Annotated in this window: 15 protein-coding genes and 1 pseudogene; 7 read left to right on the forward strand and 9 right to left on the reverse strand. The window is 66.2% G+C overall.

Features of this window, described 5'->3' with window-relative positions; genetic code table 11:
* Positions 1-64 precede the first annotated feature (64 nt).
* From AC0L4C_RS06550 to AC0L4C_RS06570, 5 genes are all read right to left on the reverse strand, one after another.
* Complete coding sequence (locus AC0L4C_RS06550; RefSeq protein WP_473402821.1) at positions 65-943, reverse strand: carbohydrate ABC transporter permease; 879 nt, start codon at positions 941-943, stop codon at positions 65-67.
* On the reverse strand, positions 936-1,862 hold the full coding sequence (locus tag AC0L4C_RS06555; protein ID WP_473402822.1) for a carbohydrate ABC transporter permease: 927 nt from the start codon (positions 1,860-1,862) through the stop codon (positions 936-938). Before AC0L4C_RS06555 ends, AC0L4C_RS06550 begins: the two co-directional genes overlap by 8 nt.
* 66 nt (positions 1,863-1,928) lie before the next feature.
* Positions 1,929-3,137 carry an extracellular solute-binding protein gene (locus AC0L4C_RS06560; protein ID WP_473402823.1) on the reverse strand — a complete coding sequence of 403 codons (1,209 nt, stop codon included), beginning with the start codon at positions 3,135-3,137 and terminating at the stop codon, positions 1,929-1,931.
* Positions 3,138-3,528: 391 nt separating this feature from the next.
* Positions 3,529-4,896 carry an MFS transporter gene (locus tag AC0L4C_RS06565; protein ID WP_473402824.1) on the reverse strand — a complete coding sequence of 456 codons (1,368 nt, stop codon included), beginning with the start codon at positions 4,894-4,896 and terminating at the stop codon, positions 3,529-3,531.
* 4 nt (positions 4,897-4,900) lie between these two features.
* Positions 4,901-5,134 carry a DUF2798 domain-containing protein gene (locus AC0L4C_RS06570; RefSeq protein WP_473402825.1) on the reverse strand — a complete coding sequence of 78 codons (234 nt, stop codon included), beginning with the start codon at positions 5,132-5,134 and terminating at the stop codon, positions 4,901-4,903.
* A 103-nt stretch (positions 5,135-5,237) separates the two neighbouring features.
* On the opposite strand from AC0L4C_RS06570, the gene AC0L4C_RS06575 reads away from it, so the two are divergent.
* The 7 genes from AC0L4C_RS06575 (at position 5,238) to AC0L4C_RS06605 (ending at position 12,471) form a co-directional block, all read left to right on the forward strand.
* Complete coding sequence (locus AC0L4C_RS06575; RefSeq protein ID WP_473403468.1) at positions 5,238-6,140, forward strand: LysR family transcriptional regulator; 903 nt, start codon at positions 5,238-5,240, stop codon at positions 6,138-6,140.
* 141 nt (positions 6,141-6,281) lie between these two features.
* Positions 6,282-7,076 carry a DUF4386 domain-containing protein gene (locus AC0L4C_RS06580; protein ID WP_473402826.1) on the forward strand — a complete coding sequence of 265 codons (795 nt, stop codon included), beginning with the start codon at positions 6,282-6,284 and terminating at the stop codon, positions 7,074-7,076.
* Between the two features lie 158 nt (positions 7,077-7,234).
* Entirely contained in the window at positions 7,235-9,907 is a 2,673-nt protein-coding gene (locus AC0L4C_RS06585; protein ID WP_473402827.1) for a winged helix-turn-helix domain-containing protein, read from the forward strand.
* A 127-nt stretch (positions 9,908-10,034) separates the two neighbouring features.
* Entirely contained in the window at positions 10,035-10,280 is a 246-nt protein-coding gene (locus tag AC0L4C_RS06590) for a hypothetical protein (protein ID WP_473402828.1), read from the forward strand.
* A gap of 24 nt (positions 10,281-10,304) precedes the next feature.
* Entirely contained in the window at positions 10,305-11,003 is a 699-nt protein-coding gene (locus AC0L4C_RS06595) for a hypothetical protein (RefSeq protein WP_473402829.1), read from the forward strand.
* 23 nt (positions 11,004-11,026) lie between these two features.
* Positions 11,027-11,698, forward strand: a complete 672-nt coding sequence (locus AC0L4C_RS06600; protein ID WP_473402830.1) for a DUF2306 domain-containing protein — start codon at positions 11,027-11,029, stop codon at positions 11,696-11,698.
* Between the two features lie 233 nt (positions 11,699-11,931).
* Positions 11,932-12,471 (forward strand): DUF6622 family protein, encoded by a 540-nt coding sequence (locus AC0L4C_RS06605; protein ID WP_473402831.1) that lies wholly within the window; start codon positions 11,932-11,934, stop codon positions 12,469-12,471.
* Positions 12,472-12,496: 25 nt separating this feature from the next.
* On the opposite strand, the gene AC0L4C_RS06610 is transcribed toward AC0L4C_RS06605, so the two are convergent.
* The 4 genes and pseudogenes from AC0L4C_RS06610 to AC0L4C_RS06625 form a co-directional block, all read right to left on the reverse strand.
* Positions 12,497-13,288, reverse strand: a complete 792-nt coding sequence (locus AC0L4C_RS06610) for an MBL fold metallo-hydrolase (protein ID WP_473402832.1) — start codon at positions 13,286-13,288, stop codon at positions 12,497-12,499.
* 40 nt (positions 13,289-13,328) lie between these two features.
* Positions 13,329-14,147: an alpha/beta hydrolase gene (locus AC0L4C_RS06615; RefSeq protein ID WP_473402833.1), complete on the reverse strand. Its 819-nt coding sequence runs from the start codon at positions 14,145-14,147 to the stop codon at positions 13,329-13,331.
* Positions 14,144-14,641 carry a helix-turn-helix transcriptional regulator gene (locus tag AC0L4C_RS06620; RefSeq protein WP_473402834.1) on the reverse strand — a complete coding sequence of 166 codons (498 nt, stop codon included), beginning with the start codon at positions 14,639-14,641 and terminating at the stop codon, positions 14,144-14,146. Before AC0L4C_RS06620 ends, AC0L4C_RS06615 begins: the two co-directional genes overlap by 4 nt.
* A 78-nt stretch (positions 14,642-14,719) precedes the next feature.
* A pseudogene (locus AC0L4C_RS06625) lies at positions 14,720-15,565 on the reverse strand (alpha/beta fold hydrolase).
* Between the last annotated feature and the right edge of the window lie 158 nt (positions 15,566-15,723).

Genomic DNA, 15,723 nt, shown 5'->3' on the forward strand with positions numbered 1-15,723 from the left:
GGCGGCCAAGTCGACATTGGCGACGCGGTGCTGGCGCAGGCCCTGCAGCAGCAATGGCGCGCGCTCACCCTTTCAGCGCACCCGCCGTCAGCCCGGCGACGACGTGCTTTTGCGCCAGGAAGAAGACGATGATCGTCGGCAGGATGGTCAGGGTGATGAAGGCGAGGATCAGGTGCCAATCCGTTCCGAACTCGCCGCGATAGACCATCATCCCCAGCGGCCAGGGATAGAGCTCCTCGGAGTTGAGGAAGATCAGCGGCAGCAGATAGTTGTTCCAGCTCTGCACGAAGGTGATGATACCGACTGTGGCGAGGATCGGCCGGGAGAGCGGCAGCGTTACGTGCCAGAAGAACCGGATATAGCCGCAGCCGTCGATGAAGGCGGCATCGAAGAGCTCCGAGGGCATGTTGCGGAAATAGTTGCGGAACAAGAGGACCGCCATGCCGATGTGAAACGCCACCTGCGGCAGGATGACGCCCCAGTGCGTGTTGAGAATGCCCAGGTCGCGGATCTTGAGGAACAGCGGCAGGATGGCCGTTGCCACCGGGAACATCAGGCCGACCAGCAAATAGTTCAGCAGCAAGCCCGAACCAAAAAACCGCACATGCGCAAAGGTGTAGGCGGCCGTGGCGGAAACGATGACGGTGAGCACAACGGTCAGCACGGCGATGAACAGCGAGTTCCATAACAGCTGCCAGTAGCGGAACGAGAAGAAGATCTCGGCATAGTTCGTCCAGTTCCACTCGCGCGGCAGGCCGAACGGATTGGTGCGCAGGTCGCCCAGCGTCTTGAAGCCGCCCAGGGCCGTGGTGATCAGCGGGATCAGGATGATCGCCGAGACGATAAACAGGGCCGCATAGACATAGAGCTGGACAACAAAGCCCGGCCGGCGGTCGGAGGCGGTTTGCGTACTTTCGTAACGATCGACGGCTGCTTCAGTCATTTCGCATGAATATCCGCTTGTAGCTGAATGCCAGCACCACACTGAGGACGAAGAGCACCACGCCGACCGCACTGCCGAACCCGACCTGCATGCGCATGACGCCAAAGGTGTAGAGGAAGCTGACCAGGGTCTGTGTCGTATCGGACGGCCCGCCGCCGGTCAGCGGCATGACGATGTCGAAGAGCTGCAGCGAACCGACGATGACGAAGAACACCGAGAGCCGCAGGGTCGAGCCGAGGAGCGGCAGCGTCACGTAGCGGAACTTCTGCCAGCGCGAGGCGCCGTCGATTTCGGCCGCCTCGAGGAGATCACGGTCGATCGCCTGCATGCCCGCGATAAAGAGCATCATGTGGAAGCCGAAATACTTCCAGACGATCACGCCGAGCAGCGCATAGATCGCCGTGTTCTGGTCGGCGAGAAGGAACAGTTCGGGGTTGCCGAAAGCCCGGCCAATGGCGCCGAAGAGGCCATAGTCGCCGTCATAGACGAAGCGCCAGATGAGGCCGGCGGCAACGTCAGCCAGCACATAGGGCATGAAGAAGATCAGCCGGAAGGTAACGGCGCCGCGAATGCGGTTCGACACCAGCGTGGCGAGCCAGAGCGCCAGCGGCAGCTGGATCGCCAGCGACACGAGGATGATCAGGCCGCAATTGATCAGCGCCTGCAGGAAGGCCGGGCGACGGAACAGCACTTCGAAATTGCGCCAGCCGACGAACTGCGTCGGCAGGCCGTAGCCGTTCCAGTTGTAGAAACTGTACCAGGCCGCTTCGCCCATCGGCAGTATGACGAAGACGGTGAACAGTACCAGCGCCGGCGGCAGAAACAGCACCAGTACCGGCAGCCGGTCACGCCAGGTCGTAATTCTCGATCCACCGCGAATGGCGGCGCGAGCCTCGGCATCAGCCGACTCGGTCGTCATGATCGTCCCCACGCTTGCAAAGAAGGAGGGCGCGGCCGCACCCGTAAGGCACGGCCGCGCGCCGGATCACATGGCGAGCGACGCTTCGTCCTGGATCGCCTGAGCGCCCTGCTCGGGCGTCATGTTGCCCACGAACATCTCGACAGCCACGTCGTTGACGACGCGCCCGACGGCAGGACCGAGATCCTGGTCGAGGAAGTTCTGGTGCCACGGGGCCCCCGCGACCGCCTGGGCGGAAGCCCGCATCAGATCGTCCGTCAGCGCCGCATCTGCGCCCACCGCGACCGGGACAATCAGGCCTTGCGAGGCCAGATAGGTCTGGCTTTCGACCGAGTTGAAGAACTTCATGAACTCGATCGCTTCGGGCGGTGCGCCGGCCGAGACGGCCCAGCCGTTGAGGCGTCCCAGTGTATCCTCCGGATTGCCGGCTCCGCCCTCGACCATCGGGAACGCCATGCGGCCGAGATTCTCGTAGGCGATGCCCACATCGTCCGCCGCATTGGTCTTCTGGTTCTGGTAGGTGGCCTCGAAGCCGAGGATCATCGCGGCCTTGCCGTCGGCGAAGACGCCGAGGGAGTCAGGCCACTTGGCGGCGAGGAAGCCGGGCTGGCAGGGCTCGAGTTCGCCGAGCTGGCGCAGGTTCTCGCCCGCCTTGACGAAGGGCTCGGCTGCAAAGCCGTCGCCTTCGCCGGCCTTGGCGGCCTCGAAGGCGGCCTGGCCGCCATTGCGCATCACCAGGTAGCCATACCAGTGGTGGATCGGCCACTTGTCACCGCCGCCGCAGGCAAGCGGCGTCAGGCCGGCATCCTTGAGCTTGGAGACGGCACCCAGGAGATCGTCCCAGGTCTTGATCGCAGCGGCGTCGACGCCGGCCTGGGCGAACTGCTCCTTGTTGTAGAAGATCGCCATCGAGCCGGTCTTGTAGGGCACGGCCCAGACCCGGTCGTTGAAGACGAGGCCGGCGAAGATGCCCTGGCTGAAGCTGTTCCGCCAGGCGCCGCCATCGGCATCCATGGCCTCGGTGAGGTCCATGATGGCGCCGGTGGTCGACTGTTCCTTGAGCACGCCGCCGCCCCAGCTGTAGAAGATGTCCGGACGCTCGTCGGACTGCAGCAGCGTCGGCAGCTTGGCCTTGAAGGCCTCGTTCTCGAGATACTGGATCTGCACGTCGACGCCGGGATGTGCCGCCTCGAAGTCGGTGGCGAGCTTTTCCCATGCATCCGTCGTGGGTTTCCCCTGCTCGACATGCATCATGGTGACGACGGTTTGTGCCATTGCCGTTCCCGCCAGAAGCGTGAAAGCAATAGGCGCGAAGGCCCATGCGAGCCCTTTGCCGATAGTCATTTCTTCTTCCTCCCTCTGCCCCGATTTAGGGGCGCCGGCCACGCTTGTGCGTTGGCCGAAATGTTCATTATTGAACTGGACAAGGTCAAATTTGGCCCTGCGCCGGGCAATATCCTAACACGCGACGCGCATTCGGCAAGCCGCAATGAGGTACGTTAGGCAACGCTCTCTCTCCCTCTGCAACAAGTGCGGCATGAGTGGCATACAAGTGCGGCGGCGGTGACATGCACCGATCGACCGGGAAGGTCGATATGTATCGCATCGCCACGACTGAACCTCGCAACCGCTGGAAGCCTGGCAGGAGGAGTTTCGCGAGAGGACGCTATGTCGTGGCCGCCTGCACCCGGTTTGCCCAGGCCGACAGGCCCAGCGCCAGGACAACGAACACGGACGCCGCGGCGAAGACCGATTGAAGTCCAGATCCGCCGGCCGCACCGCCGTCCGAGCCGAGCGAGAACAGCGTTCCCATCGCCGATGCGCCGGTGATCAGGCCCACATTGCGGCCAAGGGAGAGCAGGGCGGAGGTCACGCCGCGCTGATCCTTCGGAGCGCCGGTCATGAGCGCGGTATTGTTGGCGGCCTGGAACAGCGCATAGCCCGACGTGATCAGGACGAGGCTGAGAACGTAGCCGGCAAGGCCGAAACTGCCCGGCAGAAGCATCATGGCGATCGTTCCGCCGAGCAGTGCGAACAGCCCGAAATAGCCTGCCATGGTCGCGCCACTGCGGTCGACGATGCGTCCGGCGGGCAGGCCGACAATGGCGGATACCGTCGGCCCGATCGTCATCACGAGGCCTGCGCCGGCCATATCCAGGCCAAGCACGCCGGTGAGATAGAAGGGGCCGACCACGAGCGTCGTCATGACGATCGCGGAGACGAGGCCGATGGAGAGCAATCCGGCGGCGACCGCAGGTTGCTGGAGGCGGTCCAGCTGCACGAGGGGCGCGGCAGCCCGTCGTTCGATGTGAACAAAAGCGATCACGCCCAGAACAGCGCCTCCTCCCAGGATGGCGTTGAGCAGGGTGAAGGGGCTCACGGTCGTCGCCAGCGCGAACGCCGCAACGGTCAGCATCAGGGCTGCGGCACCGGGCAGGTCGAAGGCCGGCCGGCGGCGCACGGACGCGACGGCGGGCAACTGCGTGCCGATGAACAGCGCGGCCAGCAGTCCGGTGCCGGCCATCAGCACGAAGATTGACGGCCAGCCAAAAATGCCGACCAGCAGCCCGCCCAGCGATGGACCTGCCGCTGTGCCGATTGCCGAAACGGTGCCGAGCAATCCCATCGCGGTCCCGGCGCGCTCGGCCGGAACCGCGTCGCTGACCGCGGCGACAGTGAGCGCCATCATCATCGCTGCGCCAACCCCCTGAACTGCGCGGGCGAGGACCACCACCCAGATCGTGGGCGCAAACAGGGCAGCCAGCGACGCCAGGGAAAAAATCGCGATGCCGGCAAGGAGGAGCGGCTTGCGGCCGAGCAGATCGCCCAGTCGGCCCGCGGTGACCAGAGACGAGGTGACGACAACCAGATAGGCGATGACGACCCACTGGACTTCCTGGCTGGTCACATCGAAGGCAGCGCGCAGGTTGGGGAGGGCGATGTTGGCAACGCTGATGCCGAGTGACGGCAGCAACATCGCCAGGGACAGCGAGGCCAGGCGCCAGGCCTGTGCCTTGGACGGTCGAGTGGACATCGGACTAGCGCGCCGCCGGTGCTTTGACGAGGACACTGACCAGGCGGCGCGCCACCGGCGCGACGACCAGCACCACCGGGAACGCGATCAGCCATGACGGCAACCAGGCGCTGATCCAGATGCTGAGGAAGCCGTCGACGAGGCCGGCATTGCGGAAGGTGGCGATGCCGGAGACGAGGAACGACATCAGTCCCGAGAGGATGAACCCGAAGAGGATCGGGGCGTAGCGAGCGGGCATTGGATACTCCTGTAATCGAATGCCCTTCAGGTACGCTGCGGCCGGCTATTGCGGAACGCGCAGCGTTCGCATCTTATTCCTGCACCGGACGCCATATGGGTTCCTGCCGATGCCCGATTTCAACTTGCTGGTGACGCTGGATGTCCTGCTTGCCGAAGGCAGCGTCGCGGGCGCGGCCAGGCGCCTCGGGCTCAGTCCCTCCGCCATGAGCCGCGCACTGGCCCGGCTGCGAGAGGTCACGGGGGATCCGCTGCTGGTCCGTGCCGGGCGGGGCCTCGTCCCGACGCCACGGGCGCTGGAACTGCGCGGTCAGGTCGGCTCGATCGTCGAGGGAGCGCGGACGATCTTGCGCCCGGCCGACAAGCTCGACCTCGCGACGCTGGAGCGTCGCTTCGTCCTGCGCACGAGCGAGGGCTTCGTGGAAACCTTCGGTCCGCGCCTCATCGCGCGAGTCCGCAAGGAAGCACCCGGTGTGGCGCTGCAGTTCGTAACCAAGCCCGACAAGGAGAGTGCGCCTCTGCGCGAGGGCGAAGTAGATGTCGAAACGGGGGTAATCGATCCGACGACGGCTCCGGAGATGCGTGCACTGCCCCTGTTCGAGGACCGTTGGGTGGGCGTCGCCCGGGACGGACATGCGGTGCTCGACGCGCAAGTGACACTCGAACGCTACGGGGCCGCCGAACACATACAGATCCTGCGTAGGGGGCTGCATAGCTCCGAGGTCGATGAGGCGGCGCAGGCTGCCGGAGCCCAGCGGCGCATCGGCGTCATCGTCAATGGCTTTGCCGCCGCTGTCGCCCTTGCCCGCGACACGGAGCTCATTGCCACGGTGCCCGAGCGGCACACCGGGGGACTGCGTCGCGGCGTCACGACCTTTGCGCTGCCCTTCGCACTCTCCGGGTTCACCATCTCCATGCTGTGGCACCCGCGCATGGATGGAGATCTGGCGCATCGGTGGCTTCGTTCATGCCTGCGGAGTGCGTGTGCCACCGGCAAGGCGCACTGACAGTTTCCGCTGCCTTGTAGAGGAACAAAGATATGTGGCGTCGGGCGCACGAATGAAGTGCAAACGGTGCGCGTTCCGCATGCCGCGTGCCAGACGTAGGAAGGTGGCGTTCACTTCACCACCAACCCATGAGGGCACTAGATGACTACGATCGCTACGTCGGCCCCGGCCGTCGCCAGTTTCCACTTTCCCGAAGCAACCCCAGACCGGCGGACCACTGACCGTGCTGCCGAGCGCCACAGGGACGCCCAGCGTCTCGGCCGTCTCACCGGCCTCTTCTTTCTGGTCACCTACGCCACGTCCATTCCGCCGGTCCTGACACTCTATGTTCCGGCGCTGAGCGATCCGGCCTTCATCCTCGGTGGGCCCTTCAAGGCCGGCGTGACGTGGGGCGTCATGCTCGAGCTCCTGCTTATTGCCGCCAACATCGCCTCGGCGCTGACGCTCTATCCGGTGCTCAGCCGCCGCTTCCCGGTGCTGAGCCTTGGTTTCGTCGCCGCACGTGTCATGGAGAGCGCGTTCATTGCCATCGGCATCATCTCGGTTCTCGCTCTCGTCACGCTGCGGGCGACCGCCGCTGACGCCGACCCGGCCGCGCTCGCCGTGGTTGGGCAGGCTCTGGTCGCCGTTCATGACTGGACGTTCAAGATGGGGCCCGGTGTCGTGGTCGGCGTCGGCAATGGCCTGATCCTCGGGTACATGATGTGGAAGACCCGGCTGCTGCCGCGCTTCCTCTCGATCCTCGGTCTCATCGGCGGCCCGGCCCTCCTCCTCGGCAGCTGCGGCGTGATGCTCGGCCATTTCGAGTTCGGCTCGACCGCCCACAGCCTGTCGGTTGCCCCCGAGTTCTTCTGGGAACTGCTGCTTGGCATCTGGCTGCTGGTCCGCGGGTTCAATCCCGCGGCGCTGGCCGCCCTCGATGCCCGGCGGTCGTGAGGTCGGTCGAACCGACATCCAACCCGACGGCCAGCGATGTCGCGTCTCGTCGTAGCGGGACATCGCCGATCTCATGACTGGAAGGGGAGGGCCCGGGTCCTCCCTTTCGTTCGTTTGCAGGCTTGCGTCCGACGCGGGCCGGGCACAGAACTGGCAACATGGCCATCCCGCTGGTTACCACCAAGTTGAACCTGCCAGTCCTGCGGTCCCGCATTGTCTCGCGGCCCCGGCTGCGTGAGGTGCTCGACCGCGGTCTCCAGGGCAGACTGACCTTGATCTCGGCGCCTGCCGGGTTTGGCAAGACAACGCTCCTCGCCGACTGGTTTGCCGCTCTGGCCCGACCCGACCTGGCGATTGCCTGGCTGTCTCTTGATGAGAGCGACAATGATGCGTCCGTCTTCTGGCCTCACGTCGTTGCGGCCCTGCAGGCCGCCCGCGCCAAGGCCGGTACGAGCCTCGCCGATCTGCCCGCCGCCATGCAGCCCGACCAGGGCTTCGTCGCCATCCTGCTCAACCAGCTGGCGGCGGTGGAGACCTCGATCCTGCTCGTCTTCGACGACCTGCACGTGGTCAACCGGCCGGACGTGCACCAGCAGCTTGGTTTCTTCATCGAGCACCTGCCTTCGCACATTCATGTCGTCATCAGTACACGTGCTGACCCGGGCCTGCCCCTCGCACGGCTCCGGGTGCGTGGTGACCTGGTCGAGATCCGCTCGCCCGATCTGCGTTTCACCGCCGACGAGGCCACGACCTACCTCAACGATGTCATGCATCTCGGCCTGTCGGCCGTCGACGCCGCGACACTGGAGCAGAAGACCGAGGGCTGGATCGCGGCGCTGCAACTGGCCGTGCTCTCGCTCGATGGCCGCGAGGATGCGTCGACTTTCATCGATGATTTTGCCGGCAGCGGCCGCTATATCGTCGACTATCTGGTCGAGGAGGTGCTGGCCCGTCTGCCCGATGATCTCCGCGCCTTCCTGATGGCGACTGCAGTTCTGCGGCGGATGAACGCCTCGCTTTGCGATGCTGTCACCGGAGAGCCGGGTCGCGGTCGACAGATGCTGGAGCGGCTGGAGCGCCAGAACCTGTTTCTCGTTCCGCTCGACGCGCACCGGCAGTGGTTCCGCTACCATCACCTGTTTGCCGACGTCCTGCGCAGTCACCTGGCGGACGCCCGGCAGCAGGCGTTACCCGCGATCCATCGCCGGGCCAGCGAATGGTTCGAAGCCTGCGGGGAGCGTGCCGAGGCCATCCACCACGCGCTGGAAGCGCGCGACTACGAACGGGCGGCCGATCTCATCGAACATGCCATCCCCGATATTCGCCGGCAGCGGCAGGAGGCGCGGTTTCGATCCTGGATGCGCTTGATCCCCGACACGGTGGTCCGCAACCGGCCAGTCCTCGGTATCGCCTACGCCGGTGTGCTGGTGTCGCTCGGCGACTTTGCGGGTGTCGCGGAACGCCTCGACGCTGCCGAGGCCGAGGTCGCCACGTTCAGCGATCCCAGGCCGCTCCTTGCCCATGTCGCACTCTACCGAACAGCGCTCGCGCAAGTGCGTGGTGACATGGCGGCTGCTGCCGGTCATGCACATCGCGTGCTTGAGTTCGCACCCAAGGACGATCACCTGGCCCGGTCCGGTGCCACGGGCTTCCTGGGGATCGTGTCGTGGACCAAAGGCGAGCTCGAGGATGCCGCGCGGTACTGGACCGAGTGCCGCGACGGCATGCGGGAGCAGGGTCACATTGCCGATGTACAGGGCACCAGCATCGCCCTCGCCGACATACGGAACGCACAGGGTCGAATAAGTGAGGCCATGCGGATCGGCACGGCGGCGCTGGCGCTCGCGACGGACAATGGTCGTCCCATCGCCCGTGGTGTCGCGGACACGCACGCCGGCCTCGCTTTCCTGCTGCTCGAACGCAACGAACTTGCCGCCGCCCGCGAGCAGCTGGAACGCTGCCGCGCGCTCGGCGAGGTCTGGGGACTGCCGCAGTTTCCCTACCGCTGGCGTGTCGCTGAGGCGCGCCTCGATATCGCGGAAGGCAGGCCGGCAGGCGCACTCGAGCATTTGCGGGAGGCCGAGCGTCGCTACGTCAGCGACTTCTTCCCCAACGTGCGTCCCGTACCGGCCCAGATCGCCAGCATCCACATCAGGATGGGACAGCTCGAAGAGGCCACGCAATGGGCGCGCACTGTCGCCATCGGGCCGGACGATCCGTTGTCCTACCTCCGGGAATTCGACCATGTGACCCTGGCGCGGCTCTCTCTCGCGCGGGGCGACGACGGTTCGGTCCGCATCGCGCTGCGTCTGCTCGACCGCCTCGCCGACGCGGCCGCGGCGGGCGGGCGAACCCGCAGCCTGATTGATATTCTGGTCCTCACGGCGCTGGCCCGACGCGCTGCGCACGACATGCCCGCCGCACTCGAGGCCCTGCGTCGGGCGATCGCTCTGGCCGAACCGGAGGGCATCCGTCGGCCGTTCATCGACGACGGCGAGGGGCTTGGCGGCCTGCTCAAGCAGTTGAGCAGGCGGGAAGCGTCATCTGCCTTCGTCCGCAGCATCACGGTCCCTGGCGGGAGCGCTGCGGTGTCCGTCGCGAGCGACCACCCGGATCTGATCGAACCGCTGAGCGACCGCGAAGTCGACGTGCTGCGCCTCCTCCGCACCGACCTGAGCGGCCCCGAGATCGCCGACGAGCTTGCCGTCTCGCTCAACACCCTGCGCACCCACACCAGGAACATCTTCCAGAAGCTTGGCGTGAACAGCCGCAGGGCGGCCGTCCGCCGGGCCGAAGACCTGGCGCTCTTTGTCAGGGCGCACACAACCTAAGCGCCCCCAAAAAGCATGTCGTCTCACCATGTCTGCTCACCACATCGGGTGAGTACGGCTCACCACGTGCACGACGATAGTCATCCTCAGCGGACTGCGGTTCGCCGTGACGAATGCTGAGGACATCATGACGACCAGATCCGGCCGATCGAGCCAATCCGGAACCTACGACATCCGCCTGCGCGGCCAGCTCGACCAGCAGTGGGCCGAGCAGCTCGGGGTCCCGGAGCTGATCCACGAACCCGACGGGGTGACGCTGCTGCGCGGCGTTGCCGCCGACCAGGCCGCGCTGCACGGCCTGCTGCAGCGCATCCGCGATCTTGGCGTGCCGCTGATCTCGGTCACCCACGTCCCCGCCACGACCATCGACTGACCATCAACCCTGAGGAGAGCTACCGTGACCACCACCGCCACCACACACCGCCCGCTGACCGCCGACACGCTCATCCGCGCAACCGGACCCTTCGCTATCCTGGCGGGGCTCATCTTCGCCGGCATCCAGCCAATTCATCCGCCCGACTTCGTCGGTTCTGTCACCTCGCCGCAGTGGACCGTGATCATTTCCCTCAAGCTCGTGATGTGCCTGTTCTTCATGGTGGGCACAGCCGGCCTCTACTTCCGGCAGATGAGCAAGGCGGGCTGGCTTGGCCTCGCAGCCTTCATCCTGTTCGTCTTGAGCTGGTGGCTGCAGACCGGGTTCGTCTTTGCCGAACTGTTCGTGTTGCCGCCGCTCGCTGCCGCCTCGCCCCAGTTCGTCGACAGCCTCCTCGGCATCGTCAACCAGCATCCAGGTCCGCTGGATGTCGGCGCCATGGGCATCGTCTATGGAGTGCTGAGCGTCCTCTACCTGGCCGGTGGCATCCTGCTCGGCATCGCAACGGTCCGAGCCGGCGTCCTTCCGAAGGCTCCCGCAACCGTGCTGGCGCTGGCCGCGCTGCTCACGCCTGCCGCGGCGCTGCTGCCGCACGACTTCCAGCGCTACGCCGCCATCCCGATGGGCCTGGCATTCGTCTGGCTGGGGTTCGCCCTTTGGTTCCCTCGCACCTCCGTCGCCCCCGGCGCGTCGCGTGCCACGCAGTTGATCGCCGCGGCCTAGCCGTTTTACCAGGAGTACAGGCGATGAGCCTTGCCAACGGTTTCCCGATGGCGCCGCCCCGCGTTGACACGCCCACACGCGGCCGCTCAGCCGGATGGCTCATGGCTTTCCTCGTGATGTTCAGCGCGCTGCCACTGAGCTTCGGCGTCCTTCGGCTGCTGCAGTTGGCGGGTATCTCGCAGGTGATGCCGGCGGCGATGGCCCCGCCACTGCCGCTGGTGCTGCACATTGCAGGGGCGCTGGTCTACGCGCTGCTGGGCGCCTTCCAGTTCTCGCCTTCCATCCGCCGGCGGTGGCCCGTCCTGCACCGCGCCTCAGGACGTCTGTCGCTGGCGGGAGCCTTGCTGGTCGTCGTATCGGCGCTCTGGCTCACTGCCATCTATGCGAACCCCACCGCCGGCGGCCTGGTTCTTGTGATGCTGAGGGTGGTCGTCGCGTCGGCAATGGCGCTGTCCATCGGACTCGGACTCGCCGCAGCCATCAGGCGCGACATCCTCCACCATCGGCAATGGATGATCCGCGCCTACGCCCTCGGCCTCGGATCGGCCACACAGATGCTCGTGCTCATGGCGGCCGAGATCGCCACGGGCGGTCCCCCGACCGATCTCAACCGCGCGCTGCTCATGGGGCTGGCCTGGGGCATCAACCTCGTGGTCGCGGAGCGGCACATCCGGCGCGTATCGCGCGGAAGCTAGCTGGCGTTCCGTGCACGAACAAGGTGTGAGCCGTGCGCGTTCCGCCACGTCCCGCAGCCGCCTATCCTCAACATCGCAATCATCCCGCCGCCGGAGGCCTTCACCATGACCAAACACGCGACTGTCCCCCTCACACCTGAGCGCCCCACGCGGGTTGCGATCCGCGATCGCTTCGGTTCTCCCGAGGTCGTCCACCCGCGAGGCCGGGCCCTCGTAGCAAGAGGTGAACGTCCATGACCGACATCCTCAGCACCACCCTGCTGGTTGTGGTCCACACCCCCGTCTGGGTCTGGCTTCTCTATGCCGTGCTGCTGTCCCTCGGGATCGTCCGTACCCGCGACAGCATCGTGCCACTCTGGCGCATGCTGATCCTGCCTCTCGTGGTGACCGTGCTCGCTGCCACGAGCGTCATCGGTGCAGGCCTCGACGCCGCGTTCGCAACGGGCCTCGGCCTTGCCGCAGGTGCGGTGGCGGGATGGCCGCTCGAGCGGCCCGGCGCGGTCCGCCGCCTGCCCGGCGGCTCGCTCTGGCTGCGCGGGGAGTGGCTGTCGCTGGTCCAGATCGTGCTGGTCCTCGTCGCCCGTTACGCCACCAACGCCGTTGGCGCGATGAACCCGGTCCTGCACGCCAACCCGATCTGGCACTTGGGGACGCTGATCGTCTGCTCGTTGCTCTCGGGTCTCTTCCTCGGTCGCACCGGCAGGAGACTTCGAGATTACGTCTTTCCCGCTCGATCACGGCGGCCAACCGAAACCGCAGAGATGATCGCGTGAGGAGTGCGGCCAACTGCGTGATTGTTCAGTCGTGGGAGCAGATGACGCTCACGCCATCCACTCGGGACAGCGCCCGCAAGCGGTTGAGGTTCTGCCGTGCTGCCGGGGGATCGGTCGACATGATGCGCTCGTAGCATCTCAGGCCGAACGGCATGTGGCCCCCTTCGAGCTGGCTCTGATGCAGGTAGGCATCGCCGGCGTGAAGCAGCCAGCCATCCGCCGTGCTGATGGCAATGCCGGCGTGTCCCAGGGTGTGCCCACGCAGCGGCACCATGAGGATTTCCGGCGGCAGGCCATCAAGGGCGCGCACCGACTGGAAGCCGAACCAGGGTTCGCCGCCCGCGCCATAGGTGCGCCAGTCCCGGACATTGACCCAGTTGGCGGGGCGATAGCGTTGCGCGTCGACGAAGCTGCGCCTGCGGCGTTCGGCCGCCTCGCGCTCGGCGGCAAGGACATGGACGCGGGCCTCCGGAAAATCATCGATGCCACCGGCATGGTCGAAGTCGAGATGGGTCACGACGATGTGCCGCACATCGCGGGCCGAATAGCCCAGCTTCTCCACCTGTCGCAGCGCCGTGTCCTCCGCGCGCAGCCGCGTGTTGAGAACGAGCACCGGCCAGATGAAGGGCAGCCGCCGGTACGGCCGCCCGGTGACGTCCTGCATCCCGTAGCCGGTGTCGATCAGCACGAGCCCGTCGGAAGCCTCGAGCAGCAGCACACGCGTCGGGATGTGCGCGAGCAGCCCGCGACTCCTGCCATCAAAGAGCGCGCCGCCAAGCGGGCAGTGTGTTCCGCAGTTGAGATGATGGATATGCAAGACGGCCTCCAACCTGTGCGGCGGCGCTCGGTCCGCCCGGCTATGCTGCGGTTCGCTTGATCGGGGAGACGCTGTTGCCACCTGTCGCCACAGCGCGGGTTGCCCAGTCCAGCGACAGGTCGGCGACCTCCTCCCAGCCCGGATCCATGCAGGTCCAGTGAGAGCGGTCCGGGAAGATGCGCAGTTCGGTCAGCGAGGGAGCCCGCCTCTGCCGGGCATAGATCGCCCTGGTCATGCTGGCATCGGCAATGAGGTCCCTGCCGCCACCGATCAAGAGCAGCGGCGCCCGCTTGGGGTTGTCCCAGGTGAGCTTGCCGGACTGGGTCAGGATGCCGTCCCAGTAGAGCTTGCCCGGAGTGGGCACGATGTACCGGTCATAGAGCGGGTCGGACTGGCCGGCCGGGATGGTCTGGGCGAACCGCGTCGCGAAGAACTTCCGCGACATGTGCATGACCCGGCCCCAGCTGCCGAGCGATCCCAGCACCGGGAAGGCCGAGACGATGGCATGTGGTCCCAGCGGCACGCCCGTGGTGGGCGCCGGATCGATAGCGACGCCTGCCGCGCCCAGCCCGCGGTCGAGCAGGCTCTGCACGAACACTGCGCCGGCCGAATGACCGATCAGGATAGGGGCTTCGGGCAAGGCGCGGATGGCGCGCTCGTAGCTCTCGACGATCCTCTCGAAGCCGACCTTCCTCAGTTCCGGGTGGGGATTGGCGCGCAGTTCCGCCGGGTCGCGATCATCGAACGGCCAGTTCGGCGCCACTACCGTGAAGCCCCTGGCCTGGTAGCGGGTTATCCAGTTCTCCCAGCTTCTGGCATTGAGCCAGGCGCCGTGAATCAGCATGATTGTGTTGGTCATTTCGCAGTCTCCTGGTTGAGGCAGTCACAAGGCAAGGCGATGCGGCGCAGCTGGCGCCAACGTCCGGGACTGATGCCGGTGTGGCGATGAAAGGTGCGGGAAAAGTGCGACTGGTCGACAAAGCCGCAGGCGTCGGCGATCTCGACCAGTGGCGCGCTGGACGCGAGCATGAGCCGCATTGCCTCGCGCACCCGGTACCGGCAAACCAGCGCATGGGGTGATGCGCCGAAGCTCTCCCGGCATGCCCGCGAGAAGTGGCTGACCGACAGTCGCGCGATGGCCGCCAATGTTCCGACGTGGATCCGTCCGGTCACGTGCTCGGCGATGTAGCGGACCACTCGCCTTTCCTGCCAGGGGGGCAGTCCGCCGACAAAGGGCCGTGCGGGACCGGGCGGCAGACGGCCGAGGCCGAGCTGCCTGCCCGACGCGTCGGCCGTCAGGGCGTGGAACGCGTCGTTCTGGACTTGCGGCCTGGTTACTGGTTGGGCGTGCATGTTCGGTGTCCTCTCGGGGGGGCGGCCGGATCCAACGCGTGGCGGGGCCATGGCGGCCGGTGCGGTGTCGCTGTCTGGTCAGGCGGCCGTGCGCACCGCAGAGGTGCCGGTCACGAAGCTCCACAGGTCGGCGTTGATCCGGTCCTTCTGGGTGGTGCAGATGCCGTGGTCGCCGCCGGCGTAGACGGTGTAGGTGGCGCCGTTCACGATCTGCGAGGACAGGTTGCCCGACGCCGCGATCGGCACGATCTGGTCGTCGTCGCCATGGAGGATCAGGGTGGGTATGTCGAACCGCCTGAGGTCCTCGGTCAGGTCGGTTTCCGAGAACGCCTTGATGCAATAGTGGCTCGCCGGCATCCCGGCCATCATGCCCTGCAGCCAGAAGCTGCGGCGGACGCCCTCGCTCACTTTCGCGCCATCGCGGTTGTAGCCTTAGAACGGAAGCGAAAGATCCATGAAGAACTGGCTGCGGTCGGCCTGCACGCCGGCCCGGATCGCATCGAAGACCTGCATGGGCAGGCCCAGCGGATTGGACGGCGTCTTCAGCATCAGCGGCGGTACCGCGCCGATCAGCACGGCCTTGGCCACCCGCCCGGTCCCGTGTCGCCCGATATAGCGCGCGACTTCACCGCCACCGGTGGAATGGCCGATGTGAACGGCGTCCCTCAGGTCGAGATGTGCGACGAGCTCTGCGAGGTCATCGGCATAGGTGTCCATGTCATTGCCGTGGAGGGGCTGGCTCGAGCGGCCATGGCCGCGGCGATCATGGCCGATGGCGCGATAGCCGCGCTGCGCGAAAAAGAACATCTGATCCTCGAACGCGTCGGCCGAGAGGGGCCAGCCATGCGAGAAGACGATCGGCTGTCCGCTTCCCCAGTCGTTGTAGTAGATTCGGGTGCCGTCCCTGGTGGTGAAGGTGCTCATCTGGTCCTCGTTGAAAATGAGAGAGAAAGGACGTGCCGACGCTGCATGGGAGAGGCGCCGGCACGCAGGGCCGCGAGGCGGGGGCAGGCTCGCGGGAACTAGGTTCTGTACCCATAAAGGGGATTCCCTTTGAGTACGAAGGCTGATTCAACCTCCTG

This window comes from Devosia sp. J20-27 (genome assembly GCF_055808595.1).